The sequence below is a fragment of the Arthrobacter sp. sptzw42 genome (assembly GCF_059089685.1).
This window is the reverse complement of sequence record NZ_JBNHEX010000005.1, coordinates 314855-336272: the sequence shown is the minus strand read 5'-3', so window position 1 is coordinate 336272 and position 21418 is coordinate 314855. Positions and strand designations below refer to the sequence as shown.

23 protein-coding genes and 1 tRNA gene are annotated in these 21418 nt (G+C 64.9%); 16 read left to right on the top strand and 8 right to left on the bottom strand.

Annotated elements, in window-relative coordinates; all coding sequences use genetic code 11:
* Positions 1–86: 86 nt before the first annotated feature.
* Entirely contained in the window at positions 87–1067 is a 981-nt protein-coding gene (mshD, locus tag AC5RT4_RS09360; RefSeq protein ID WP_494105542.1) for a mycothiol synthase, read from the bottom strand.
* 48 nt (positions 1068–1115) lie between these two features.
* Positions 1116–1814: a winged helix-turn-helix transcriptional regulator gene (locus tag AC5RT4_RS09355; RefSeq protein ID WP_494041984.1), complete on the bottom strand. Its 699-nt coding sequence runs from the start codon at positions 1812–1814 to the stop codon at positions 1116–1118.
* 336 nt (positions 1815–2150) lie between these two features.
* Between AC5RT4_RS09355 and AC5RT4_RS09350 the strand changes: the two genes are divergently transcribed.
* The 5 genes from AC5RT4_RS09350 (at position 2151) to AC5RT4_RS09330 (ending at position 6874) form a co-directional block, all read left to right on the top strand.
* Positions 2151–2918, top strand: a complete 768-nt coding sequence (locus AC5RT4_RS09350) for a permease (RefSeq protein ID WP_494105541.1) — start codon at positions 2151–2153, stop codon at positions 2916–2918.
* A 169-nt stretch (positions 2919–3087) separates the two neighbouring features.
* Positions 3088–3696 carry a nitrobindin family protein gene (locus AC5RT4_RS09345; RefSeq protein ID WP_461172091.1) on the top strand — a complete coding sequence of 203 codons (609 nt, stop codon included), beginning with the start codon at positions 3088–3090 and terminating at the stop codon, positions 3694–3696.
* Between the two features lie 90 nt (positions 3697–3786).
* Positions 3787–4869, top strand: coding sequence for a CAF17-like 4Fe-4S cluster assembly/insertion protein YgfZ (ygfZ, locus tag AC5RT4_RS09340; RefSeq protein WP_494105540.1), 1083 nt, complete (start codon positions 3787–3789; stop codon positions 4867–4869).
* A complete protein-coding gene (locus AC5RT4_RS09335; RefSeq protein ID WP_494105539.1) occupies positions 4869–5303 on the top strand; it encodes an ankyrin repeat domain-containing protein in 435 nt (144 codons plus the stop codon). The genes ygfZ and AC5RT4_RS09335 overlap by 1 nt, the downstream gene beginning before the upstream one ends.
* A 50-nt stretch (positions 5304–5353) precedes the next feature.
* Complete coding sequence (locus AC5RT4_RS09330) at positions 5354–6874, top strand: DHA2 family efflux MFS transporter permease subunit (RefSeq protein ID WP_494105538.1); 1521 nt, start codon at positions 5354–5356, stop codon at positions 6872–6874.
* On the opposite strand, the gene AC5RT4_RS09325 is transcribed toward AC5RT4_RS09330, so the two are convergent.
* From AC5RT4_RS09325 to AC5RT4_RS09305, 5 genes are all read right to left on the bottom strand, one after another.
* On the bottom strand, positions 6836–7552 hold the full coding sequence (locus tag AC5RT4_RS09325) for a GNAT family N-acetyltransferase (RefSeq protein WP_494105537.1): 717 nt from the start codon (positions 7550–7552) through the stop codon (positions 6836–6838). The genes AC5RT4_RS09330 and AC5RT4_RS09325 overlap by 39 nt on opposite strands.
* Positions 7553–7615: 63 nt before the next feature.
* Complete coding sequence (locus tag AC5RT4_RS09320) at positions 7616–8641, bottom strand: ATP-dependent 6-phosphofructokinase (RefSeq protein WP_494041979.1); 1026 nt, start codon at positions 8639–8641, stop codon at positions 7616–7618.
* 194 nt (positions 8642–8835) lie between these two features.
* Positions 8836–9093, bottom strand: a complete 258-nt coding sequence (locus AC5RT4_RS09315; RefSeq protein WP_494105536.1) for a PspC domain-containing protein — start codon at positions 9091–9093, stop codon at positions 8836–8838.
* 3 nt (positions 9094–9096) lie between these two features.
* Positions 9097–9375: a hypothetical protein gene (locus AC5RT4_RS09310; RefSeq protein WP_494105535.1), complete on the bottom strand. Its 279-nt coding sequence runs from the start codon at positions 9373–9375 to the stop codon at positions 9097–9099.
* 1 nt (position 9376) lies between these two features.
* Positions 9377–10927 (bottom strand): PspC domain-containing protein, encoded by a 1551-nt coding sequence (locus tag AC5RT4_RS09305; protein ID WP_494105534.1) that lies wholly within the window; start codon positions 10925–10927, stop codon positions 9377–9379.
* Between the two features lie 124 nt (positions 10928–11051).
* Here AC5RT4_RS09305 and AC5RT4_RS09300 point away from each other — a divergent pair, with 124 nt between their 5' ends.
* Together AC5RT4_RS09300 and AC5RT4_RS09295 are read left to right on the top strand one after the other, a co-directional pair.
* Entirely contained in the window at positions 11052–12488 is a 1437-nt protein-coding gene (locus AC5RT4_RS09300) for an ATP-binding protein (RefSeq protein WP_494105533.1), read from the top strand.
* A complete protein-coding gene (locus AC5RT4_RS09295) occupies positions 12485–13165 on the top strand; it encodes a LuxR C-terminal-related transcriptional regulator (RefSeq protein ID WP_494105532.1) in 681 nt (226 codons plus the stop codon). The genes AC5RT4_RS09300 and AC5RT4_RS09295 overlap by 4 nt, the downstream gene beginning before the upstream one ends.
* A 172-nt stretch (positions 13166–13337) precedes the next feature.
* Here the strand turns inward: AC5RT4_RS09295 and AC5RT4_RS09290 are convergent, their stop codons facing one another.
* A complete protein-coding gene (locus tag AC5RT4_RS09290; protein ID WP_494105531.1) occupies positions 13338–14555 on the bottom strand; it encodes a pyridoxal phosphate-dependent aminotransferase in 1218 nt (405 codons plus the stop codon).
* 276 nt (positions 14556–14831) lie between these two features.
* Between AC5RT4_RS09290 and AC5RT4_RS09285 the strand changes: the two genes are divergently transcribed.
* The 9 genes from AC5RT4_RS09285 (at position 14832) to rplL (ending at position 21401) form a co-directional block, all read left to right on the top strand.
* A tRNA-Trp gene (locus AC5RT4_RS09285) sits at positions 14832–14904 on the top strand.
* Positions 14905–14986: 82 nt separating this feature from the next.
* Positions 14987–15271 carry a preprotein translocase subunit SecE gene (gene secE, locus AC5RT4_RS09280; RefSeq protein ID WP_104042553.1) on the top strand — a complete coding sequence of 95 codons (285 nt, stop codon included), beginning with the start codon at positions 14987–14989 and terminating at the stop codon, positions 15269–15271.
* A gap of 114 nt (positions 15272–15385) precedes the next feature.
* Positions 15386–16210, top strand: coding sequence for a transcription termination/antitermination protein NusG (gene nusG, locus AC5RT4_RS09275; RefSeq protein ID WP_494041972.1), 825 nt, complete (start codon positions 15386–15388; stop codon positions 16208–16210).
* Between the two features lie 131 nt (positions 16211–16341).
* On the top strand, positions 16342–16773 hold the full coding sequence (gene rplK / locus AC5RT4_RS09270) for a 50S ribosomal protein L11 (RefSeq protein WP_003803853.1): 432 nt from the start codon (positions 16342–16344) through the stop codon (positions 16771–16773).
* A gap of 199 nt (positions 16774–16972) precedes the next feature.
* Positions 16973–17680, top strand: coding sequence for a 50S ribosomal protein L1 (gene rplA / locus AC5RT4_RS09265; RefSeq protein ID WP_163161877.1), 708 nt, complete (start codon positions 16973–16975; stop codon positions 17678–17680).
* A gap of 127 nt (positions 17681–17807) precedes the next feature.
* Complete coding sequence (locus AC5RT4_RS09260) at positions 17808–18938, top strand: GNAT family N-acetyltransferase (protein WP_494105530.1); 1131 nt, start codon at positions 17808–17810, stop codon at positions 18936–18938.
* A 7-nt stretch (positions 18939–18945) separates the two neighbouring features.
* Complete coding sequence (locus tag AC5RT4_RS09255; protein WP_494041970.1) at positions 18946–20067, top strand: GNAT family N-acetyltransferase; 1122 nt, start codon at positions 18946–18948, stop codon at positions 20065–20067.
* Between the two features lie 297 nt (positions 20068–20364).
* Positions 20365–20949, top strand: a complete 585-nt coding sequence (gene rplJ, locus AC5RT4_RS09250; protein WP_494041969.1) for a 50S ribosomal protein L10 — start codon at positions 20365–20367, stop codon at positions 20947–20949.
* A gap of 77 nt (positions 20950–21026) precedes the next feature.
* A complete protein-coding gene (gene rplL, locus AC5RT4_RS09245; RefSeq protein WP_307094334.1) occupies positions 21027–21401 on the top strand; it encodes a 50S ribosomal protein L7/L12 in 375 nt (124 codons plus the stop codon).
* The last annotated feature ends 17 nt before the right edge of the window (positions 21402–21418 follow it).

The window sequence follows — 21418 nt, the reverse complement described above, 5'->3', positions numbered from 1 at the left end:
CCGTATCCGGCCTGCGCGGTTCTGTTTCAACCATACAAGCAATCAGCAGGCAGGAACCCTAGGTTTGGCGGCGCAGGGCCCTTGCGTTAGGGATTGGGCTGGCCCGCTGCCGGACCGTACATCACATCCATGTCCCAGCGGGTGAAACCCAGCCGCCGGTACAGGGAGACTGCGGGAGCGTTGTCGGCGTCGACGTACAGCATGACGGCGTGCAGCCCCAGGTTTTGGAGGTAGCCAATGCCGGCCACCGTGAGGGCCTTGCCCAGGCCCGAACCCTGGGCTTCCGGGGTAACGCCCACCACGTAGATTTCACCGATCGGGGGGTGGGAGCCGTGGCCCGGATGCACCTTGGTCCAGTGGTATCCGAGCAGCCTGCCGTCCCCGTTCACAGCCAGGAGGAAACCGGCGGGGTCAAACCATTCCTCGGCCATCCGGGCGTCAAGGTCGGCGCGGGTGAGGCTGCCCTGCTCGGGGTGGTGGGCGAACGCGGCACGGTTTGCAGCCAGCCAGGCGTCCTCATCCTGGCCGGGCACAAACGCCCGGATGGTGACACCCTCCGGAAGGACGACGGCGGGAAGGTCCGCCGCCGCCGTCGTCATCCGCATCTTCCAGAGCTCGCGCACGGGCACGAAGCCGTAGCGTGCGGCGAGGTCCGCGGCTGCCTCGTGGTTTCCGTGGGACCAGGCTTTCAGTCCCTGGAGCCCGCGCCGGTCCTGAAGGGCGCCCACAAGACGGTCGGCGACGCCCTGGTTGCGGTAATTGGGATGGACGGCGATTTCCACCACGCCGCTGCCATCCGGTTCTTCAACTACGGCGGCGAGCCCTGCAAGGTCCTGTCCGGAGGCGGGATCGGAGTCCTCGTCCGGGGCGTAGAGGGCCAGGGTGAGGACCTGGTGTTCAGCGGAATCACCGGCCCGCATGCTGATCAGGGTCTGCTCTGAGATGGAGGGATTGCCGTCCGACTCTTCCGCCGCAGCCAGCAGATCGCCGCAGTCCTTCAGCAGCTGCCGGTCAACACCGCCTTTTACAACATGGACGGGCCACTTCTCAGGGTGTGCTGGAGTCATGAGGCAAGGCTATACGGGATCAGCGGAGGCGGACGGCAAACGGCTGGCTCAGGCTTCCGTCAGCTCGTCTTCCTGCTGCCGCACCAGGGTGAGCCGGTAGCCGACGTTGCGGACAGTGCTGATGAGGTTTTCGTGGTCGGCGCCGAGCTTGGCGCGCAGGCGCCGGACGTGGACGTCCACCGTGCGGGTGCCGCCGTAGTAGTCGTAGCCCCATACTTCGGTGAGCAGCTGCTGCCGGGTGAACACGCGGCCCGGGTGCTGCGCGAGGTACTTCAGGAGCTCGAATTCCTTGAACGTCAGGTTCAGGGGTGCCCCGTTGACGCGGGCGGTGTAGCTTGCCTCATCGATCACGACGCCGGCAGCCCGGATTTCGGACGGCGTGTCCTCCTGCTCCGGGATGGCCCGGGCCACGGACAGCCGGATGCGGGCCTCCACCTCGGCGGGGCCGGCAGATTCCAGCACAATGTCATCCACAGCCCAGGCAGAGGAAACAGCAGCCATTCCGCCTTCGGTAAGAATCAGCACCAGCGGGGCGCTCAGGCCGGTGGCTTTGAGGAGCTGGGTGAGGGAACGCGCGCCCACCAGGTCCTTGCGGGCGTCCAGCAGCACAATGTCGCAGGGGTCCGTCTCCAGCAGGGCGGTGGGTTCGGCGGGGAGGATGTGGACCCGGTGGTTCAGCAATTCCAAGGCAGGCAGGATGTCCACCGAGGATCCGGTGCTGTTCGTCAATAACAGGATGTGCGACATTGTTCCTCCAAGGGCCGTCCGCGCATCATTGAGCGACTAAACCGGATTTTCGCCGGCCGGTACTGGCTCCCTGCCCCTGTTTGGGACTCTGCCAAGGCAGCGGTCCGGCCACTTCAGCAGGGAACTTAGCTGAGGTCCCGAGTATACCCGGCGGCCCCGAAGCTGGCACTGGTCCGGCCCGGATCAGGCAGCGTTTTGCGACATAAGCCGTTCACATAAGGCAGGATTGTGGCAGGGCCCGATGCCCTGCCACCGGAGGCGGACCGCCTTCCAAGGTCAACGCAGGATGGGATGCAGCGCAGTGAGTGCACAGATCAAGCCCGGGCCGGGATCAGTATGACGGCGGAACTGCAGGCGCCGCCGCGCTCCCTGGGCTCCTGGACCATCGGTGTAGCAGGTATTGCCGGGCTCGCTGCAATCATTGCCGGCGTTTACACCTCCCGCGAGGCCCTCGTTACTGTCGCTGTAGTCAGTGCGGCTGCCGTGGGCGTCGGCTGGCCCCACTTCCTCCGGATACCTGCCAAGAAGACGCTCGCGGCAGTGATTGCCCTGGCCGGATCCGGATCTGCGCTCGCCGCCGCCTACTCGCCCGCTCCCGGCTACCTGGACTGGACGCCGCCGTTTATTGCCTTGGGGATCATGGCCGTATTCGTCGTGCAGCTCATCCGCGGTACAGGGCAGGCGCAGCGGTTGGAGTCGACGCTTGGCTGCTCCGTGGGAGTGCTGCTGGCCTGCCTCGGCGCGGGCTGGATCGCGGGCGCACGGTTCAACGGGGTAAAGGAGATGCTGCTGGTGGCGGCCATCAGCGCCACCGTGGCCCTGTTGGCCTGTTTGATCAGGTGGCCGGACAGAATCATTGCGCCCCTGGGAATAGTCCTGGCCGGCCTTGCCGGTCCATTGGCAGGACTGGTCCTTTCCGACATAGCGATCCTGCCGGCGGCTATTTTTGGTGTGGTGGTGGGCGCGGTCCTGGTCAGCTTCCGCCGGCTCGTGACGCTTCGCGGCGCACCCCTTGATGTTCCGGCTGCCCTTAGCATAGGGCTTGCGCCCGTCTCGGCGGTGGGTTCCCTGGCCTACTTCATAGACAAACTACTAATCTACTAACGCGTTAGGATGGCATCATGTCCGTACTTGCTTTTGAAATCTTCTTTCTTGTCCTGCTCGGCATCGCCAGCCTGTCCATGGCCTGGTTTGCCGGCTTTGTGGTCTACCGCCTGTTCAAAGGCCAGAAGTAGTCCCTTTCCGGAGCTAGCAGTTTCCCGAGGTATTTGCTGTGCCGATTGAAATTCCGACAGACCTGACCCCAGAACTTGTCCCCCTTTCCTGGCTCATTGGTGAGTGGGAGGGCCGTGGCCGGCTGGGCACCGGGGACGAGGACTCGGAACACTTCCTGCAGCACGTGTCCTTCACCCATAACGGGCTGCCTTATCTTCAGTACCGTGCGGAGAGCTGGCTGACGGACGACGACGGCACGCGCCTGCGGCCACTGACCGTCGAAACCGGCTTCTGGGCGCTGGAGCGCAAGCAACTCGATGCCGACGGCGGTCCGGGCCTGATCCCGGCGGACATCGTTCCGGCGTTGAAGAGTGCCGACGAGGTGGAAGCCCTCCGCAACAGCGAGGGCGGCTTCGACATCTCTGTGTCCATCTCGCATCCCGGTGGAATTTCAGAGCTGTACTACGGGCAGATCAAAGGACCGCAAATCCAGCTCACCACCGACATGGTGATGCGCGGAAGCCACTCCAAGGACTACAGCGCCGCAACGCGCATTTTCGGCCTGGTGGACGGGAACCTGCTCTGGCGGTGGGACGTGGCCGTCGGCGGCAAGGAAGGCAAGGGGCTTGAAGCCCACGCTTCCGCCTTCCTCAAAAAAGTCTCCTGACCATCCCGGTCCCCAGGTAAGAGGACCGTGGACACCGGATCGATTCTGAATATCCGGAATACCGCCGACCCTCGAGGACTTCTACTACATATGACTACTCCCAGCCCCCTGTTGTCGCGCCCTGGAGCCGTTGAGGCAACCGGCGCGGACGCCGGCGTCGCATCCCACTACGGTGAGCCGCTGCGTGAGCAGCGCGCACTCGCTGCCGGTACCGCCGTCGTCGACCTGTCCCACCGCGGCGTGGTGACGGTCACCGGTCCGGACAGGCTGAGCTGGCTCAACACGCTGTCCTCCCAGCAGGTGACCAGCCTCCAGCCGGGGGAGTCCAGCGAACTGCTGCTCCTGAGCGTCCAGGGCAGGATCGACTTCGACGCCCGGGTGATTGACGACGGCGCCACCACCTGGCTGCTTGTTGAGGCCGCCGAAGCAGCACCCCTGGCGGAGTTCCTGAACCGGATGAAGTTCATGCTGCGGGTGGAAATTGCTGACGTTTCTGCCGAGTGGGCGGTAGTGGGCAGCACCAGGGCAGTGCCGGAATGGTCCGAACTGCTGGTGTGGCAGGACCCCTGGCCCAATGTCGCGCCGGGCGGCTACTCCTATGCAACAGTCCCCCCGGCGAGCCATCCGGGGCTGGAGCGCCCGTGGTTTGAGTACCTGGTGCCGGCCGCGGACCTCGAGAAAACCGTCGATGGACGCCCGCTGGCCGGCGTGCTGGCGGCGGAAGCGCTGCGGTTGGCGGCGTGGCGCCCCCGGATAGGCGCTGAAACGGACGACAAAACCATCCCGCATGAGCTGGACCTGCTCCGTACCGCCGTGCACCTGGCCAAGGGCTGCTACAAAGGCCAGGAAACCATCGCGCGCGTACACAATCTGGGGCACCCGCCGCGCCGGCTCGTGTTCCTGCAGCTGGACGGTTCCCAGCACACCCTGCCGCAGGCCGGAAGCCCAGTGCTGGCAGGGGAGCGGAAAGTAGGAACGGTCACGTCGGTGGCCCAGCACTACGAGATGGGGCCCGTTGCCCTGGCAGTCATAAAGCGTTCTGTTGGAGCGGATGAGATACTGACGGTCCTGGACGGCGAGGAGCCTTACCCTGCTGCCCAGGAGCTCATCGTTGCCCCCGACGCCGGCCAGGTAGTGGGGCGCCAGACCGGATTCCTCAAGGGGCCACGCTAATGACACAAGACGCCGGAACCACACCAGTGCCGTCCGATTCTTCGGCCGCCCAGGGAGGACACGACGACGAGGCGCTGGCTTTGGCGCACACGCTTTTCCAGGCCGCCAGGGAGGGCGATTCCGCGCTGCTGCGCGCCTACCTTGATGCCGGTGCCCCGGCCACCCTCACAAATGCCGCAGGTGATTCCCTCCTGATGCTGGCCGCCTACCACGGCCACGCAGAGACCGTTCAGCTCATCCTGAAACACGGCGCGGAAGCCGACACCGCCAACGACCGCGGCCAGACGCCGCTGGCCGGAGCGGCGTTCAAGGGCTACACCGACGTTGCCCGGGTCCTGCTGGAGGCCGGCGCCGATCCGGACGCCGGGTCCCCCTCTGCCCGCGCCGCAGCCCAGATGTTTGCGCGCCAGGACATCCTGGATCTCCTGGGCTAGCACCACCGGGTCCTGCCCGGCCGTCAACCACCGACCCGAAGGATGACCCAGTGGAAAACGTAGCAAGGCCGTGGCCGGCCCTTTGGTCCCTGGTGATCGGGTTTTTTATGATCCTGATCGACAGCACCATCGTGTCCGTGGCCAACCCCCGGATCATGGAGGGGCTCGGCGCGGACATCAACTCGGTCATCTGGGTGACCAGTGCCTACCTCCTCGCCTACGCCGTCCCGCTGCTGATAACCGGCAGGCTCGGTGACAGGTTCGGGCCCAAAAAGCTTTACCTCCTGGGTTTGGTGGTATTCACCCTGTCCTCGTTGTGGTGCGGGCTGTCCGGTGACGTGCAAACCCTGATCGCCGCGCGGGTGCTCCAGGGCCTCGGCGCAGCCATCATGACGCCGCAGACCATGGCCGTGATCACGCGGATCTTCCCGCGGGACCGGCGGGGCGCCGCCATGGCCATCTGGGGAGCCACCGCCGGCGTCGCAACCCTTGTCGGCCCCATCCTCGGCGGCGTCCTGGTGGACGCCCTGGGCTGGGAATGGATCTTCTTCATCAACGTGCCGGTGGGCATCGCAGGTTTCGTCCTCGCCTGGCGGAACGTCCCGGCCCTCAGTACCCACCCCCACCGGTTCGACATCCCCGGCGTGGTGCTCAGCGCCGTCGGACTCTTCCTCCTGGTGTTCGGCATCCAGGAAGGCGAAACCTACAACTGGGGCACCATCATTGGGCCGGTGAGTGTGTGGGGACTCATCATCGCCGGGCTTGCCGTGCTGACGGTGTTCGTGGTGTGGCAGCGCTACAACAAGGGCGAGCCGCTCCTGCCGCTGGGGCTGTTCCGGGACCGGAACTTCTCCCTCGCCAACATTGGCATCACCATGGTGGGCTTCACGGTGACCTCCTTCGGCCTGCCGCTGATTTTCTACTACCAGATGGTCCGCGGCCTGACCCCAACCCAGTCCGCCCTCCTCATGGTGCCGATGGCGCTGATTTCAGGCGGGCTGGCACCGGTGATCGGGAAGATAGTGGACCGGGTGAACCCCAAGTACCTGGCTGCCGGCGGGCTGACCCTGATGGCGGTGGCCCTGGCATGGAACGCAGTCCTGATGCAGCCGGACACCCCTATCCTGATGTTCCTGCTGCCCAGTGCCGTCCTGGGCTTTGCCAACGCGGGAATCTGGGCGCCCCTGAGCACCACCGCCACGCGCAACCTTCCGCCTCGGCAGGCCGGTGCAGGGTCCGGGGTTTACAACACCACCCGGCAGTTCGGGGCCGTCCTGGGCAGCGCAGCCATCGCGGTGCTGATCCAGTCCCGGCTGGCAGCCGAGCTTCAATCCGGCTTGCCCGGCGCGGCTGCGGGGGAGGGCATGGCCTTGTCCGGCGGCTTGCCGGAGGCGCTCCACAGCGGATTCTCGACGGCGATGGCCCAGTCCATCCTGCTGCCCGCCGGTGTGGTTCTGGCCGGGGCGGTCGTGGCACTGTTCTTTGCCAAACCCCAGCCGGTTCAGGGTTGGGGCGGCGGCGGGTCTGCCCCGTCAGCCAAGGTGGACGCTGGTCTGGATTCCGCCGGCTGAGAGGCCGAGCTTCCGGGCCAGCGCCAGGGAGCCGGTGTTGCTGACATCTGTCCGCCACTGCAGCGTCAGCCCGGCGGACAGTGCCTCGTGGGCCGCGATGGACGCGGCGAGTGAACCCAGCCCGCGGCGCCGCCATTCCGGATCCACCAGCACACCCAGGTGGGCCAGCAGGCCCACCCACTCGGAGTAGGCGCCACAGGCAAGGGGTACACGGCGCCCGTTAATATCCCGGACGATCGTGTAGCGGTTTTCCAGGTCCGAAAGGCCAACCTCGTTGACGTCGTCCGGCGGGCAGCGGCCCTCCAGTTCGATCGCCTCCGGGTTTCCGTGCGAAACGGTCATCTCGTCAGAAGGCTGCTTCAGGGGAAGGTCGTCCGCAAAGAACAGCGCGGCGGCACCCAGGCCGTGGCCACCATGGGACCGGGTCAGCGTCAGGAGTGTGACGTGCTGGGCCATCTCCTCATCCGGGATGCCCGCAGCGGCGTCAATGACCCACTGCGGACCAACGAGTGCCGAACTGCCAAAGAGCCGTACAAACTCCACGGTCTTCACCGATTCGTCAGCCCGGACAATCCGTTCCCCGGACGTCAGGGCAGTTCCGAAAGCGTCGTCGTCGAGTCCCAGGCGCCGGGCCCAGGCAAGCTGGATGATGGCGGCAGAACCGGGGTCAAGTGTCATACTCCCAGCCTAGGCCGGGCAGGGAGTCCGATCGGACAGGACACCGTGGCTGGGGGAAACGCCTTAGCCGAAGAGGACGGCGGCTTCGTCGTAGCGCCTTTGAGGAACGGTCTTGAGTTGGCCCAGGGCTTCCTGGAACCCGACGTGCTCGATGTCCGTTCCCTTCAGCGCCACCATGGTCCCCCAGTAGCCTTCCACCACGGAGTCGATGGCGGCCATGCCCAGCCGGGTGGCCAGGACACGGTCGAAGGCCGACGGTACGCCGCCGCGCTGGATGTGTCCGAGGATGGTGGCGCGGGTTTCGATGCCGGTCCGGGCTTCAAGTTCCGGGGCGAGCTGGTCTGCGATGCCACCAAGGCGGGGCCGCCCAAATGTGTCCAGGCCGCGTTCGGAGTGCGGGGTTTCCATGTGCGCGGGAACGAACCCCTCGGCCACCACCACCAGGGGAGCGCGGCCGCGGGCGTGGGCTTCCTTGACCCATTCGGTGATCTGCTCGATGCTGACTTTCTGCTCAGGAATGAGAATGGCGTGGGCGCCGGCGGCCATGCCGGCATGGAGGGCGATCCAGCCCACGTGCCGGCCCATCACTTCAGCGATCATGCAGCGGTGGTGGGACTCGCCGGTGGTCCGGAGCCTGTCAATCGCTTCAGTGGCGATCTGGACGGCGGTATCGAAACCGAAGGTGTAGTCGGTGGCGTCGAGGTCGTTGTCCACGGTCTTGGGAACACCGACGATTTTCAGGCCGGCGTCGGTGAGGCGCTTGGCAGCGGCCAGGGTTCCCTCACCGCCGATCGCGATGATCGCGTCGATGCCCAGCCGGTCCATGTGGGCTTTGATGACCTCGGGTCCGCCGCCGTTTTCGAACGGGTTGGTGCGTGAGGTGCCCAGGATGGTGCCGCCCTGCTTGGCAATACCGCGGACCATGGTGCGGGGGATATCGATAATGTCGCCCTCGACCACACCGCGCCAGCCGTCGAGGAAACCGACGAATTCGTGACCGTGGATGGCGATGCCTTTGAGGACGGCTCCGCGGATCACGGCGTTCAGTCCGGGGCAGTCGCCACCGCTGGTGAGAATTCCAATTTTCATGTCTCTGGCTCAAATCCTGGGAGAAGGTGTACAGGCAGAGCGCCACGCTGAGCTCACATAGAGTCTAGTGGGGGGTGTGGGGTACGACACAAACCGGTTACATAAGGCCCTTCACCCTCGCGATGGCCAGTTGTGTGCCCCAGCACGAAGGCCCCCGCTTCCCAAAAGGGGCGGGGGCCTTTGTGCCCGCAGTCTCAGCGGCGGTTGATGGACCGCCGGTCAAGGAACGTCTGAAGCGGGATAACGTTGCGCTGGTCCGGCAGGACCACCCAGGCCAGGAGGTAGAAGATGACAGCCGGGCCGGGGAGCAGGCAGAAGAGCAGGAAGGCGATCCGGACATAGGCCACATCCACGTTGAACTTTGCCGCGACGCCTCCCAGCACTCCTCCCAGCCAGCGCTCCGGTCCGCGTTTCAGGCCAAGGCCCCTGACGATGCTGAAGAACTTTTCCATGGCTCAAGACTTCCGTGTTGCAGGACTGTTGTCATGTTTACGTGCGGAGAGGAGCCCGCCAATCACCAGGGCCGCGCCGGCGCCGATCATCAGCCCGATCAGGACGTAGGTCCCGTTGAGGGTGATGATGCCCAGCTGCGCGATGATGATCAGGGCGGCGAGGGCCAGGACTATCAGGCCCCACACCACGGTTCCCACCCGCGCTCCCGAAGGAGGGGCAGACTCAATGCCTGCCGCCGTCGTGCTTCCCGGAGCGTATGGGTCCGGAGTTTGGCTGCTCATGTCAGTTACCTTCCTTGATGATGACGTTGCTGACGGTGCCGTCGATCTGGATCACCAGGTGGCTGCCGGGCTTGTCGGTGTTGTAGCTGCTTTCCCGTGTGGTGGTTCCGCCGCGCTGGCTTCCGCCTTCGGTGAGGTTGCCGAGCGTCATGTCGGCCCTGATGTCCACGGGCACGGTGTCGGGAATGACCACCGTGACGTTGCTGGCCGTGAAGTCCAGCGGGACCAGGACTTCGGACTGGAGCGGGGTCGCCAGGGCCAGCTCGGTAAGGTCAACCGTGCCGCGTCCTGCCGTGATGTTCAGCCCTTCGGAGGCCTGTTCGATGCTGGTGGGCGTCCAGTCAACCTGCTGGAACCGGACCCGGTCGCCGTTGTTGCCCACCACGTTAAAGATCCCGCCGATGATCAGGGCCGCCACCGCGAAGAACGAGAGGATGCCGGACGTCCTTCCGCGCAGGCCCAGGATGAGGATCCCGAGGCCCAGGACCGCAGCTGCGCTGGCCCAGGCGATGGCGTTGGTGGAGTCGCCCAGGTCGATGACGTTGGTGACATCCAGCGCCTTGAGTCCCGCACCCACGATCAGGGCGCTGCCTGCGGCGATTGCGACGGCGGGGGCACCCGGTCCTGCCGGACGTACGCGGGGTGCCGGCGGGTTGCCCTGCGGCTGCCGCGTGCCGCCGGTGCCTCCGTTGTTCCATCCACTGCCGGACCCGGTTCCACCGTAAGGGCTGCCGGTGAAAGGACCTGTGCCTGCTACGTCTGAGTAAGGGGGCGTAGTCCCTGCAGAGGTTGCTGCGGAGTAGGCGTTGGTCCCGGAGTAGGGCGTGGAACCGGGGTAGGTTGCGCCTGCCGATGTCCCAACCGCTGCCTTGTTTCGCTGGGCCAGGTAGTAGATCAGGTAGATGGCGCCGCCAACCCAGAAAACGGTCCAGAGGAAGGCTCCGAAGCCGTGGTCGCCCCAGCCCCAGAAGCCGCCGCCCAGTCCGCCGAAGCCGAGGATGGTGGCGATCAGGGAACCGGTCATGCCGCTGGTCCAACGGCCGGAACCGGCTTCCTGGACATGGATCCGGCCATCGGGCTCGGGCAGGAAGGCCCATGCCAGGCCGTAGATTAGCACACCGATGCCGGCGAAGAGGGTGAGGACGATGAAGACGCCGCGGACGATCAGCGGGTCAATGCCCATCCGCTGGGAAATGCCGCTGGAAACACCGCCGATCCAGCGGTCCTGGCCGCGCATGATTCCGTGGCTGCGGACCCAGCCGAAGAAGTCAGTCTGCTGGCCGGGCATACCGGCGTAGGCGTAGCTGCCGGTCTGGTGGGGGCCGCTTTGATTGGAGTAGGATCCGGCCGAGGGCCCGGCGTTGGTCCCGCCGGCGGTGTCCTGCGCCGGGTAGCCCTGCGTGGATTCCCGGGAGGGGTCCTGCGCCGAATTCTGGTCCGGCGCCGTTGGGGAAGCGGGCGGCAGCAGGGGCTCCGTGGTCTGGTCATTTTCCCGCCGGGGGAGGGGCTCCGTAGGCTGGCCGTCATCTGGGGTGGGGGTTTGCGAGTTCATACCTCGATCCTTCCGCCCGCGGTGGTTTGGCTCTACTGGGGGACACCCTGAACAGGCCCTGAGTGGCCCCCGGTTCCGGCCCGAACGCGGTCCGGGAAACCCTGATCCGTGCTTGGATTGATCCATGACAACCGTCCCCGTCCGCCCCCCGCTGGTCCGCCGCAGCGACCGCTTTCTGGCGGGTGTGTGCTCCGGCCTTGCCGTCCATCTGGGCTGGCCGGTCCGGAACGTGCGGGTGGTGATGCTCCTGGCTTCACTGGCCGGTGGCGCCGGCGTCGTCTTCTACGCCTGGCTGTGGATCATGGTGCCCACCGCGGATGAAAGCGCAAGGCGCCAGGCGCGCCGTCCGGCGTCGCCGATTGCCCCGGCCGTAAGTCCTGAGCGGGCGCAGGCTGCCGTTCCCCGGACGGCGGCGCCCGCCGGGACCGGAGCCGCACCTGGTGGATTTGGCGCGGTGCCGCCCGGAGTACCCGACGGCGGCAGCGGCTCAACAGCCGTCGGTCCTGATGCCCGTGGCAGCGCAGCGGGGCACGCTGGAGGACATGCTTCCGAGGTTGCCGCGCCCTGGTTCAGGTTCCGTGACATGCGGTATGGCAAGGAGATCCTGCTCGGCGTCGGGTTGCTCCTGGTTGCAGGCATCCTGGTGGCCCAGCTCCTGGGCGTGGACGTTCCGCTGGGCACGCTGATTCCGGCGGCGGCAGTTCTGGGTGGGGCGTCCATCGCGTGGATGCAGCTGGACGAGACCCGGCGGGCGGGGCTGGTGGACAAGACGAAGGCGGACCAGGCCGGCGGCTGGGCACGGCTCGCTGCGGGCCTGGCCCTGGTGGTTGCGGGCGTTCTGGTGATGGTGTCGGGATCGGGATCCTGGGAGCAGACGTGGCTGGCGCTGCTCGCCTCCGTGGCTGTCCTCGGCGGGGTGGTGCTGGTTCTGCTTCCTTGGGCGCTGAAGTTCTGGCGCGACCTGGAAGCGGAGCGCGCCGGCCGGATCCGGGAAACTGAGCGGGCGGAAATCGCCGCCCACCTGCACGACTCCGTGCTGCAGACTTTGGCACTTATCCAGCGGCGGTCTGCCAATGAGCACGACGTCGTCCGGCTGGCCCGTGCCCAGGAGCGGGAGCTGAGGGGCTGGCTGTTTGAGGACCCGGGCAAGGATGCCGGGCAGTTGTCGGACCGGATCAAGGCCGCAGCTGCCGAAGTGGAAGACCTGCTGGGCAACGCCGTCGAGGTGGTCAGCGTGGGAGACGCCGCGGTCACCGAGGGCCATGAGGCACTGATCCAGGCCAGCCGGGAGGCGATGCTGAACGCCTCCCGCCACGGCGGCGGAGCCGTCTCGGTGTACCTGGAGGCGTCCGCTGACCATGCCGAGGTCTTCATCAAGGACCGGGGCCCGGGCTTCGAGCTGCAGGACGTGCCGGAGGACCGGCTCGGTGTCCGGGAATCCATCATCGGCCGGATGAACCGCCACGGCGGCACGGCCACCATCTCCAGCACCAATGAAGGCACGGAGGTGCGGCTGGGATACCCGGCCGCCCCGCAGGACAGCACGGAAGGCAAACCATGAATGCAACGCAGGAAGCCGGTACCGGAGCTGCCCGGACCGCCAGGGTAGTCATAGTGGACGACCACGCGATCTTCCGCTCCGGCCTGAAAGCGGACCTCGACCCGAGCATTCAGGTGGTGGGGGAAGCGGCCACCGTGGAGCAGGCAATAGCCGTAATCGCCCGGGAACGCCCGGACGTGGTGCTGTTGGACGTCCACCTGCCCGGAGGCCTCGGCGGCGGGGGCCGCGAAGTCATCGCCGGCTCAGTCGCCTTGCTGTCCACCACCAGGTTCCTTGCCCTAAGCGTCTCGGACGCGGCAGAGGACGTTGTGGCGGTAATCCGGGCGGGAGCGCGTGGCTACGTCACCAAGACCATTTCAGGGGCGGAGATCACCTATGCCGTGTACCGTGTGGCCGGCGGGGACGCCGTCTTCTCGCCACGGCTTGCAGGCTTCGTGCTGGACGCTTTTGGCACCGCTCCAGCGGACATCGCGGACGATGAACTGGACAGGCTCTCGGCCCGGGAACTGGAGGTTATGCGCCTCATCGCGCGCGGCTACAGCTACAAGGAAGTGGCAAAAGAGTTGTTCATCAGCATCAAGACAGTGGAAACCCACGTTTCCGCCGTCCTCCGCAAGCTCCAGCTGTCCAGCCGGCACGAACTGACCAAGTGGGCCGCGGAGCGCCGCCTCCTCTAGCCAGAGACCCTCTCCCACCTGAAGCACGTTTTCCCCCAACGCTCTCTCACTTGATGCGCCTTAAGCCGGCACGCCCTCTCACTTGATGCGCCTTAAACCGGGATGCTCTATCACTTCCCTTGAGGAAGTGATAGAGCATCCCGGATTTTCCTGCGGTAAGTGAGAGAGCGTCCTACTGGGCCTTGCCCAGGAAGTCCTGCAGGCGCTGCACGCCGGTGGCAAGATCCTCGTCACCGAGGGCGTAGGAGAGGCGCAGGTAGCCGGAAGGCCCGAAAGCCTCGCCCGGGACCACCGCTACCTCAACCTCATCCAGGATCAGGGCAGCCAGCTCGGCGGAGGTCTGCGGCGTGGCGGTGCCGGACGCCGTCGGGAACTCCTTGCCCAGCAGCGCACGCACGTCCGCGTAGACGTAGAAGGCACCCTTCGGCGCCGGGCACTCCACACCCTCAATCGCGTTCAAACCGGCCACGATCGCCTTGCGCCGGCGGTCAAACGCAACCTTCATCTCGTCCACGGCGGTCAGCGGCCCGGAAACGGCGGCAAGGGCAGCCACCTGGGGGATGTTGGAGACGTTGGACGTGGCGTGGGACTGCAGGTTGGTGGCCGCCTTGATGACATCTGCCGGGCCGATCATCCAGCCGACGCGCCAGCCGGTCATGGCGTAGGTCTTGGCCACGCCGTTGAGGATGACCACCTTGTCGCCCAGGTCAGGGGCGGCGGTGGCGATGGAGGTGAACGGAACGCCGTCATAGGTCAGGTGCTCGTAAATCTCATCGGTGACAACCCAGAGGCCCTTGGCCGCGGCCCACTTGCCGATCGCCGCCACCTGCCCGGGGGAGTAGACGGACCCGGTGGGGTTCGACGGCGAGACGAACAGCAGGATCTTGGTCCTGTCGGTAAGGGCTGCCTCAAGCTGCTCCACGGTTACCAGGTAGTCCTGCTCGGGCCCGGCGAAGACCTCCACCGGCACGCCGCCGGCGAGGCGGATCGCCTCAGGGTACGTGGTCCAGAAAGGGGTGGGCACAATGACCTCATCGCCCGGGTCAACCAGGGTGGCGAAAGTGTTGTAGACGGCCTGCTTGCCGCCGTTGGTGACCAGGACCTGGGACGCGTCCACTGCGTAGCCGGAGTCCCGGAGGGTCTTCTCGGCAATGGCCTTTTTCAGCTCGGGCAGCCCGCCTGCGGGGGAGTAGCGGTGGTACTTGGGCTGGCCTGCCGCTTCAATGGCGGCCTGGACGATGTAGTCCGGAGTGGGAAAGTCGGGTTCGCCTGCGCCAAAACCAATAACCGGCCGGCCTGCCGCCTTCAGCGCCTTCGCCTTGGCGTCAACGGCAAGGGTGGCGGATTCGGCAATAGCGGAAATGCGTTGGGAAACGCGGGCGGCAGACATGGCAGGTCCGTTCTTCGCTTGCAGCCCGGAGGCTGGAATGTGGGATTCGACGTGATCTACTCTATGCTGTTCACCGGACCCTCCGGGTTGCCGGTTTTGATTGTGACTGCCTGCCAGTCGGGGTCATCACCGGCCTGCGGGAAGGGCCGGGGCGGGCTGGTTTTACGAACGCGAAGTTGTTGCGTAGACTGGTTCACCGGTGTTGAAAACACAGATGATGACGTGCGCCCCAGTGCAAACAGGTGGTTCGTTGTCTGAGCGTGGGAATCACTCCATAGGGTAGTGGCGCAATTGGTAGCGCAGCGGTCTCCAAAACCGCAGGTTGCAGGTTCGAGTCCTGTCTGCCCTGCGCAAGCTGCCCCGGGCGAAAATCCGGGGCAAGCGCAGCAACCATGGTTCTGATCAGGGCCGGGTAATCCACCATTGCAAAGATGAGCGAGGACCAGGTGACCGAAACAGCTGCCAGCAGCTCCAAGGGCCGCCCAGCTAAGAAGGACGCCAAGGCAAACTTCTTCGCCCGCATTGCACTTTTCATCCGCCAGATCATCGGCGAACTGAAGAAGGTTGTTGCACCCACCCGCAAGGAACTGATCAACTACACGCTCGTGGTGCTGGTGTTCGTCGGCATCATGATGATCATCGTCAGCCTGCTGGACCTCGGTTTTGGAACCGCTGTCAGCTGGATCTTCGGCGGTAGCGTCCCCACGGACAGCTAGGGCTGAACCGTCCGCAGGCCGTGTGTTCCATCCGGGAAACCGGAGGGGAACACCGGTGTGCGGAATTGAGCCATTTAAATAGGCATGTTAGGCAATGAGGAAGCAGGAGACCAAGTGTCTGAGCAGGAGCTCGAGGTAACCGAGACTGAGCTGGAAGAGTCCGCGGACATCACGGCAGAAGCCGGTGACGAGTCTGAGGTTGATTCCTCCGCGCCCGAAGCCAGCGACGCCGAGTCTGAAGAAGACGCCGAGTACGACGACGACGCAGAAGCGGACGACGCCGGCTCCGGGGAAGAGTCCGGCGACGTCCTTGCCGCTGCCGCCGCAAAGGCCGACGTCGATCCCGCCGAGGAGTTCAAGGCCAAGCTGCGCCGCCAGGAAGGCGACTGGTACGTCATCCACTCCTACGCCGGTTACGAAAACCGCGTGAAGGCCAACCTTGAGACCCGCATCCAGACCCTGGACATGGAAGATTACATCTTCGAAATCCAGGTGCCCATGGAAGAAGTCGTTGAGATCAAGAACGCCCAGCGCAAGGTCATCAACCGCGTCCGCATCCCCGGTTACGTCCTGGTCCGCATGGACCTGACGGATGCCTCCTGGGGCGCCGTCCGCCACACCCCTGGCGTCACCGGTTTCGTGGGCAACGCCCACAATCCCGTGCCGCTGCGCCTGGATGAGGTTTTCTCCATGCTCGCCCCCGTCTTCGAGGAAGAGCAGGCAGAGAAGGGCAAGCCGGTCAACAAGCAGCACCAGGCTCCCGTGGATGTCGACTTTGAGGTCGGAGAGTCCGTCATCGTCAAGGAAGGCCCGTTCGAGACCCTTCCCGCCACGATCTCCGAGATCAAGGTCGAATCCCAGACCCTCGTGGTGCTGGTATCGATCTTCGAGCGCGAAACGCCCGTTACCCTGGCGTTCAACCAGGTCACCAAGATCTGACAAACCCAAGAATTCGTTCCGGTGCGGCCTGCTTTAGCAGCACCGGAACGGCTCGGCTGCCTCGCCATGGCGGCCAAAAACCTGAGGCACGCTCCTGTGCCCCAGGACGTTATTGAGAGAAGGACCCTACATTGGCTCCCAAGAAGAAGGTCACCGGCCTCATCAAGCTGCAGATCCAGGCAGGTGCCGCTAACCCGGCTCCGCCGATCGGTCCTGCGCTTGGCCAGCACGGTGTCAACATCATGGAATTCTGCAAGGCGTACAACGCTGCAACGGAAGCCCAGCGCGGAAACGTCATCCCCGTGGAAATCACGGTCTACGAGGACCGCTCCTTCACCTTCATCACCAAGACCCCGCCGGCTGCAGAGCTCATCAAGAAGGCTGCAGGCGTCGCCAAGGGTTCAGCAACGCCGCACACCGTCAAGGTTGCCAAGCTGACCCAGGCCCAGGTCAACGAGATCGCCTCCACCAAGATGGAAGACCTCAACGCCACCAGCCTCGAGGGCGCAGCGAAAATCATCGCCGGCACCGCCCGCTCCATGGGTATCACCGTCGAGGGTTAATGCCCTCGCTGCCGGACGCCGGACTCGGGAAACCGATGACGACGACGGGCGGCACCGCCGGGAAACCGGCACCACTGCCGTATAAGCGGCACAAACCGACAATGTTGGGAACCGGGCACGGATAACGAGCCCGCTCACCGACTGTGGCAGGGCCCAGCGCGGTCCGCAGACCACAACTGCACAAGGAGAAACAAGCAGCATGGCAAAGCGCAGCAAAGCATATGAGGCAGCAGCCGCCAAGATCGACGCGGAGAAGTTCTACGCGCCGTTCGAGGCCGTAACCCTCGCCAAGGACACCAACCCGTCCAAGTTCGACGCCACCGTTGAGGTTGCATTCCGCCTCGGCGTCGATCCCCGCAAGGCTGACCAGATGGTCCGCGGCACCGTCAACCTGCCCCACGGCACCGGTAAGACTGCCCGCGTCCTGGTTTTCGCCACGGGTGACAAGGCTGAAGCAGCAATCGCTGCCGGCGCCGACTTCGTTGGTTCCGACGACCTGATCGAAAAGATCGCAGCCGGCTGGACCGACTTCGACGCTGCCGTCGCCACCCCTGACCTCATGGGCAAGGTTGGCCGCCTCGGTAAGGTCCTCGGCCCGCGTAACCTGATGCCGAACCCGAAGACGGGCACCGTGACCCCCGACGTCACCAAGGCCGTCAACGACATCAAGGGTGGAAAGATCGACTTCCGCGTCGACAAGCACTCCAACCTGCACTTCATCATCGGCAAGGTGTCCTTCGACGCCATCAAGCTGGCTGAAAACTACGCAGCAGCACTGGAAGAGGTGCTTCGCCTGAAGCCGTCCGCTTCCAAGGGCCGCTACATCCAGAAGGCCACGGTTGCCACCACGTTCGGTCCCGGCATCTCCGTTGACCCCAACGTCACCAAGGTTCTGACCGAGGCCTAAACCCTCGTTCGAAGCCCCGCAGCGGATCCTTCCGCTGCAAACCCAAACCGCCCGGCACATGCCGGGCGGTTTGGGTTTAAGCCCGGGAACATAACGCACACGGTGCATCCTTGCCTAAGCTGTAGAAGTGGCCGAACCGGAGGTGCAACCGTCCCCTGAAAAGACCGCCGCGCTGGTGATAAGCGCAGTGGCGGTCCTGAAGAGTGGCAGCGAAACCGGCGCGCGCCAGATTACCGGGGAATTCAAGGAGTGCCACGCCCTGCGGGTGGAGCACGAGCTCGCCGTTTGGGGCAACCTGGACCGCTGCGACACGCTGCAGGAAGCCGCGGAGTATTGGCAGGGCAATGCCTATGAAGAACGGCAACTTTACCTGGCCAAGGTCGGCGGCGCCACCGTGGGCATGTGCTCGGTGACCCTCCCTTTGCGCGAGAACACCCATACCGCAGGAATAGATGTCCTGATCACGCCTGCCCACCGGCGGCAGGGCTTTGGCAGGGCGCTGCTTAAGCATGCAGAAGCAGTCGCCCGCAAACGCGGGCGCACATCCCTTGACGCCTACCACGAAGTGCCGCTGGGGACCGCCGGGGAAGCCGCACTCCTCCCCGCAAAATCCGGGGCCGGCGGCCTGCCGCTTGATGAGCCCGCCGTGGCCTTTGCTGTTGCCGCCGGCTATGAGCTGGAACAGGTGGAACGGTCCAGCCGCCTCGCCCTCCCCGTTCCGCCGGAATTGCTGAAGCGGCTTGAAGACGAGGCCTCCGCCCGGGCAGCGGACTACACCATCACCGGCTGGGACGACAGCTGCCCGGAGGACCTGGTGCAGGCCTATGCCGGCCTCAAAGCCACGATGACCACCGAGGTACCCATCGCCGGAATGAACTGGGATGGTGAAGACTGGGACGCCGCCAGGGTCCGGGAAGAGGAAAACCGGCTGATCCGGAGCGGTGTCCAGTCAGCTGTGACGGCCGCCCGCCACCGGGCCTCAGGGCAACTTGTGGCCTACACGGTGCTGAACTGGCGTGCCGGCGTGCCGGACTCCATGGTGCAGCAGGACACGTTGGTCATCCCGGAACACCGCGGACATCGCCTGGGCATGCTGATTAAAGTGGCAAACGTGAAGCGCGCCCATGAAAAGTGGCCGTCCGCGCGGTCGGTGTTGACGTGGAATGCCAACGAAAACCAACATATGCTGGCCATAAATATTGCACTTGGATTCAAGCCCGCAGGTTATGAAGGCGAGTGGCAGAAACGGCTGGGATGATGCGCCTATGGCTAAAGACGACGTGAAGATCGAGCAGCTTTGGATTCCCGACTCACTGGACGCGCCGGACGCAGCTGATTTCCTCGCGGCCGTCGAAGTGGGCCGGAAGGTCCGGATGCAGACCTGGGGGAGTGACGACCTCGCCTACGGCCCCCTGGAGAAGCTGCTCGAATTCCAGGACCCGTACGAGCGTCAGCTCATTCTCGTCGCCAAGGTGGACGGTGAGATCGTGGGGACCGTGGACATCGCCCTTCCCCTCACGGACAACCTCGACCTGGCGGAATTCACCCTCGACATCCTGCCCGAGTTCCAGCGCCAGGGCGTCGGCCGCCGCCTCCTCCAGGCCGCGGAGCAGTTCGCCCGCGGCGAAGGCCGCACCATGATCCTGGTGGACACGAACCACCCCGGGGCCTCCCTGCATGAGTTTGAACGCGCCCAGCTGGTTCCCGGTACGGGGCAGGGCTTTGTGCCGTTGGAAAGCCGTGAAGTCGAATTCGCGCAGAAGACGGGCTACACGCTCCAGCACATCGAGCAGTTCAGCGCCTGCGCGCTGCCCCTGGACACAAAGCTGGTTGCCGACCTGCAGGCGGAGGCGGATGCGGCCAACAACGGACGGTACCGCCTGCACCACTGGACCGACCGCTGCCCTGACGGCTGGCTGGAAGCCGTGGCCGCCCTTGAAAACCAGGCGGGCGCCGACGTCGATCCCTCCTTGGAGCCGCCAGTAGAGCAGGACATGATGCTCGACGGCGCCATCCTCCGGGAAGCCGAGGAAGTTGCCATTTCGCAGGGCAGGCGGACGGTTGTCACCGCCGTCGAGCACCTCGCCACGGGGACCCTCGTAGGCCTGACCACCATCACGGTGCTGGCGCACCGCGCGGACGTTGTCTTCCAGGACGACACGCTGGTGCTGCAGGAGCACCGCGGGAACAAGCTGGGGCTGCTGATCAAGGTGGCCAACATGGAACGGCTCACCGAGCAGTTCCCCGATGCCCGGATCATCTACACCTGGAACGCCCCGGAGAACCGGTACCTCCTCACCGTCAACAAACAGCTGGGTTTCCAGACAGCGGGCGTGACGGGAATCTGGCAAAAGGAGCTCCCGCACCTGCACACCAGCACCAGCTGAAGGCCCCGATTTGGTGCAGTGGTGGCTCTCCCGTAGACTTGAAGGACCAAAGACCGTCGGTTGTTGGAAATCCACTTTCTCGAACATGGCTCAACTCTGCAGTTGTGCGCGGGAGAAGCAGTGGCTTTCTGGACGAAGGACCCTCAACGTAGGGCGGCCGGCGCAGGTGAACGAAGCAAACGCTCCACGGATTTTCCGTGTTGAGCCAAGCCCCGTGCATCTGCGCGGGGCGTTTTTAGTTATAGCTCACTTGAGCGGGGACCGTCGCATACCGGCACTATCCCCGGAAGGAGGGTTATGGCAACGCCTGCAAAGGTTTCAGCAGTAGCTGAGATCACTAACGATTTCAAGGAATCGAACGCCGCTGTCCTGACCGAATACCGTGGGCTCACAGTTGCACAGATCAAGCAGCTGCGTGTTTCTCTCGGCCAGGACACCAAGTTCTCGGTCGTCAAGAACACCCTGACTGCCATTGCAGCCAAGGAAGCCGGCGTCGAAGCATTCGACGGCCAGCTTGCCGGCCCCACTGCAATCGCGTTCATCAAGGGTGACGCAGTTGCCGCTGCCAAGAGCCTGACGGATTTCGCCAAGACCAACAAGCAGCTGGTCATCAAGACCGGTTACTTCGAGGGCAAGGCATTGAACGCCAGCGAGGTTGCCGCACTGGCAGCCCTCGAGTCCCGTGAGCTGCAGCTCGCCAAGGTTGCTGGTGTCCTCAAGGCACCCGCTGCCGCCGCTGCACGCATCATCGACGCACTGCGCCTCAAGCTTGAAGAAGAGAACGGTGCACCGGCAGCTGCCGAAGCGCCCGCCGCTGAAGAAGCTCCCGCCGCCGAAGCAGAAGCTCCCGCAGCTGACGCTCCCGCGGCTGAAGAGAACTAGTTCTCTTTACCCCACCAGACTCCGGTGTGACGCGTGGCTCCGTGCCGCTGAACACCACAACAGGAAGGACGCCTACCATGGCGAAGCTCAGCAACGAAGAGCTCATTGAAGCTTTCAAGGAACTGACCATCATCGAGCTCTCCGAGTTCGTCAAGCTCTTCGAAGAGACCTTCGAAGTTACCGCTGCTGCTGTAGCTGTTGCTGGCCCCGCCGGCGCTGCTGCTGAAGAGGTTGAAGAGAAGACCGACTTCGATGTCGTCCTCGAATCTGCCGGCGAAAAGAAGATCGCAGTGATCAAGGAAGTTCGCGCCATCACCTCCCTCGGCCTCAAGGAAGCCAAGGACCTGGTTGACAGCGCACCCAAGGCTGTTCTCGAAGGCGCCACCAAGGAAGCTGCCGAGAAGGCCAAGGAGCAGCTCGAGGCTGCAGGCGCCACCGTTACCCTCAAGTAACAACGCCTTTTCCTTTC

Bases quoted from the DNA above. Each gene is read 5' to 3' on its own strand.
- mshD (WP_494105542.1), bottom strand. From the start codon at position 1,067: ATGACTCCAGCACACCCTGAGAAGTGGCCCGTCCATGTTGTAAAAGGC.
- AC5RT4_RS09355 (WP_494041984.1), bottom strand. From the start codon at position 1,814: ATGTCGCACATCCTGTTATTGACGAACAGCACCGGATCCTCGGTGGAC.
- AC5RT4_RS09350 (WP_494105541.1), top strand. From the start codon at position 2,151: ATGACGGCGGAACTGCAGGCGCCGCCGCGCTCCCTGGGCTCCTGGACC.
- ygfZ (WP_494105540.1), top strand. From the start codon at position 3,787: ATGACTACTCCCAGCCCCCTGTTGTCGCGCCCTGGAGCCGTTGAGGCA.
- AC5RT4_RS09335 (WP_494105539.1), top strand. From the start codon at position 4,869: ATGACACAAGACGCCGGAACCACACCAGTGCCGTCCGATTCTTCGGCC.
- AC5RT4_RS09325 (WP_494105537.1), bottom strand. From the start codon at position 7,552: ATGACACTTGACCCCGGTTCTGCCGCCATCATCCAGCTTGCCTGGGCC.
- AC5RT4_RS09320 (WP_494041979.1), bottom strand. From the start codon at position 8,641: ATGAAAATTGGAATTCTCACCAGCGGTGGCGACTGCCCCGGACTGAAC.
- AC5RT4_RS09315 (WP_494105536.1), bottom strand. From the start codon at position 9,093: ATGGAAAAGTTCTTCAGCATCGTCAGGGGCCTTGGCCTGAAACGCGGA.
- AC5RT4_RS09310 (WP_494105535.1), bottom strand. From the start codon at position 9,375: ATGAGCAGCCAAACTCCGGACCCATACGCTCCGGGAAGCACGACGGCG.
- AC5RT4_RS09305 (WP_494105534.1), bottom strand. From the start codon at position 10,927: ATGAACTCGCAAACCCCCACCCCAGATGACGGCCAGCCTACGGAGCCC.
- AC5RT4_RS09300 (WP_494105533.1), top strand. From the start codon at position 11,052: ATGACAACCGTCCCCGTCCGCCCCCCGCTGGTCCGCCGCAGCGACCGC.
- AC5RT4_RS09295 (WP_494105532.1), top strand. From the start codon at position 12,485: ATGAATGCAACGCAGGAAGCCGGTACCGGAGCTGCCCGGACCGCCAGG.
- AC5RT4_RS09290 (WP_494105531.1), bottom strand. From the start codon at position 14,555: ATGTCTGCCGCCCGCGTTTCCCAACGCATTTCCGCTATTGCCGAATCC.
- secE (WP_104042553.1), top strand. From the start codon at position 14,987: ATGAGCGAGGACCAGGTGACCGAAACAGCTGCCAGCAGCTCCAAGGGC.
- rplA (WP_163161877.1), top strand. From the start codon at position 16,973: ATGGCAAAGCGCAGCAAAGCATATGAGGCAGCAGCCGCCAAGATCGAC.
- AC5RT4_RS09255 (WP_494041970.1), top strand. From the start codon at position 18,946: ATGGCTAAAGACGACGTGAAGATCGAGCAGCTTTGGATTCCCGACTCA.
- rplJ (WP_494041969.1), top strand. From the start codon at position 20,365: ATGGCAACGCCTGCAAAGGTTTCAGCAGTAGCTGAGATCACTAACGAT.
- rplL (WP_307094334.1), top strand. From the start codon at position 21,027: ATGGCGAAGCTCAGCAACGAAGAGCTCATTGAAGCTTTCAAGGAACTG.